This window comes from Mucilaginibacter sp., from assembly GCF_028288105.1.
In the GTDB taxonomy this organism is placed as follows: Bacteria; Bacteroidota; Bacteroidia; order Sphingobacteriales; family Sphingobacteriaceae; genus Mucilaginibacter.
This window is the reverse complement of sequence record NZ_JAQBOI010000271.1, coordinates 1-2902: the sequence shown is the minus strand read 5'-3', so window position 1 is coordinate 2902 and position 2902 is coordinate 1. Positions and strand designations below refer to the sequence as shown.

Annotated in this window: 3 protein-coding genes; 2 read left to right on the top strand and 1 reads right to left on the bottom strand. The window is 44.0% G+C overall.

Annotated elements, in window-relative coordinates; all coding sequences use genetic code 11:
* The first annotated feature begins 241 nt into the window (after positions 1-241).
* Positions 242-1516, top strand: a complete 1275-nt coding sequence (locus JWQ85_RS18200) for a folylpolyglutamate synthase/dihydrofolate synthase family protein (protein WP_299470459.1) — start codon at positions 242-244, stop codon at positions 1514-1516.
* 191 nt (positions 1517-1707) lie between these two features.
* Positions 1708-2697, top strand: a complete 990-nt coding sequence (mgrA, locus tag JWQ85_RS18195; RefSeq protein ID WP_299470458.1) for an L-glyceraldehyde 3-phosphate reductase — start codon at positions 1708-1710, stop codon at positions 2695-2697.
* Between the two features lie 3 nt (positions 2698-2700).
* Here the strand turns inward: mgrA and JWQ85_RS18190 are convergent.
* A partial coding sequence (locus JWQ85_RS18190) for a hypothetical protein (RefSeq protein WP_299470456.1) occupies positions 2701-2902 on the bottom strand: 202 nt, incomplete at its 5' end.

Genomic DNA, 2902 nt, shown 5'->3' with positions numbered 1-2902 from the left:
TTATACAAGCTACCGCGGGTGCCCGTGGTACCACTATTACGGATGCTGCATTACTTCAAAAATGTGAAGACGCCGTAAAGCGATCACGTTTCACCACCTCAGAAACCGCCCCCGAAACTCAAAAAGGCACTTTAACTTTTGTGTTTAAAGTAAACTAAATTACAGTTTGCAGATATAAGTTTGCAGTTTGCATTTATACATTTGCATTGCAAACTGCTAACGGGCAACTGCAAACTAAAAGATGAATTACCAGCAAACCCTTGACTACCTATACACCCAACTGCCTGTTTTTACCCGTGTTGGCGCCTCCGCATATAAAGAGGACCTGACCAATACCATTGCCCTATTAAATATTCTGGATAATCCCGAGCACAAGTTTAAAAGTGTGCATGTGGGCGGTACAAACGGCAAGGGTTCAACATCCCACATGCTGGCTGCCATTTTGCAGGTTGCAGGCTACAAAACGGGTTTGTACACTTCACCACATCTTAAAGATTTCAGGGAACGTATCCGCATAAACGGTGCGATGATAAGCCAGCAAACGGTCGTAGATTTTGTAGCTGATCATAAATCAGATTTTGAGCGTATACAACCCTCCTTTTTTGAAATGACGGTTGCGCTGGCTTTTGATGTTTTCGCGAAGGAGCAGGTTGATATTGCCATTGTAGAAGTAGGATTAGGCGGAAGGCTGGATTCTACAAACGTAATTAACCCGCTGCTATCTATCATCACCAATATAGGTTGGGACCACATGAACCTACTTGGTGATACATTGCAAAAAATAGCCACCGAAAAAGCGGGGATCATCAAGCCATCAACACCGGTAATTATAGGAGAATACCAACCGGAAATTGCAGATGTGTTCATTAATAAAGCAAAGCAGCAAAACGCGGGAATAGTATTTGCATCAGATGTGAAGTCAGAAGTAAAAATTCAAAAGTCAAAAGAGCATCTGGAGTTTTTAGAAATTGAAGCACCACAGAACTTGCAGCTTGATCTTGCCGGCACCTATCAGTTAAACAATGTAAGGACGGTTTTAACCGCGGTAGATGAACTGCACAAGCAAGGTTTTACAATTACTAACGAACATATCACCACTGCCTTAAAGCAGGTAAAAACCTTAACCGGCCTACATGGCCGCTGGGAAATTCTAAGCCGCAACCCGTTAACTATTTGCGATACCGGCCATAACCCCGAAGGTATAACCGAAGTACTAAAGAACATTGCCTTGGTTAATTATGACCAACTGCATTTTGTAATAGGTATGGTGAACGATAAAGACATCAGCAAGGTACTTTCCATGCTACCCACCAATGCTATATACTATTTCTGCAGACCAGATATCCCCCGTGGATTGGAAGCAGAAAGCATTCGCGAAAAGGCTGCCAGTTTTGGTTTGCATGGCAAGGCCTATGGTTCTGTAAAAGCAGCTTTGCAAGCGGCCCGGGCCAATGCTGCCGATAAAGACCTGGTGTTTGTCGGCGGCAGTACATTTGTAGTAGCGGAGGTGGTATAAGCTCTCCCACCGCGCCATTGCGTTAGGGATTGCAACGGATACCTGCCCGTGGCTAAGGCCCGTGCAGTATGAGTGGAAAGCCCGGCCGAAGGCAACGCCCTAATTAAAAGCCTGTCAATCGTAATAATCTGTTTACCTCGGGTTCAGACAAAGAATAAAATCCTATTTTTACCCAAATCAACAACAAAACAATGACCTACCTACCCTCTTCTGAGCGATACAATAAAATGCAATACCGCCGTTGCGGTAAAAGCGGCATAAAACTGCCTGCCATTTCATTGGGCCTGTGGCATAACTTTGGCCATGTAGATGTGATGGAAAACTTCCGCAAGATCTTGCACCTTGCGTTTGATAGCGGCATAACACATTTTGATCTGGCTAATAATTACGGTCCGCCCCCGGGCAGTGCCGAAACCAACTTTGGTAAGATATTAAAAGAAGATTTTGGCGGCTACCGCGATGAATTGATCATATCAAGCAAGGCGGGTTATACCATGTGGGATGGCCCTTACGGCGACTGGGGTTCAAAAAAATATTTGGTATCAAGTCTGGACCAAAGCCTAAAACGCATGGGTTTAGATTATGTAGATATTTTCTACCATCACCGCCCGGATCCTGAAACACCGCTGGAAGAAACCATGAGCGCGCTCGACCTGATAGTTCGCCAGGGTAAGGCTTTGTACGTGGGTATATCCAACTACAACGCCAAAGAAGCAGATGAGGCAATAGCCATTTTAAAACGCCTGGGTACGCCTTGTCTAATCCATCAGCCTAAATATTCTATGTTCGTTCGCGATGCAGAGGCAGGGTTGCTGGATGTGTTGGAGAAAGACGGCGTGGGTTGTATCCCCTTCTCGCCTTTAGCGCAGGGTTTGTTAACCAACAAATATTTACACGGCATCCCTGAAGATTCGCGGGCGGCAAAATCTACCGGTTTTTTACAAACCAGTCAGGTTACCGATGAGGTAATTGGCAAAATAAAAAACCTAAACACTTTGGCAGAGCAACGCGGCCAAACACTGGCACAAATGGCATTGGCCTGGTTGCTAAAAGATGCAAGGGTAACATCGGTACTGATTGGTGCAAGCAAGCCCGAGCAATTAGCCGATTCATTAAAGGCATTGGATAATGTTAACTTTTCATCCGAAGAATTAGAACGTATAGAGCAGATTCTGAAATAGATTTCAATTCATTTCAGCTATAAAAAAGGCGTGTTTAGAAATAAATACGCCTTTTTGTTTAACAATAATTAACAACGCGCGTCTAAAAACTTTGCACATCTTAGCGTAAGCTTTATCTACCTCTATGAAACAACCTTTTTTTATCATACTGCTCCTCCTATTAACATCCACAATATTTGCACAAGACGTTACCATTAGCGGGAAA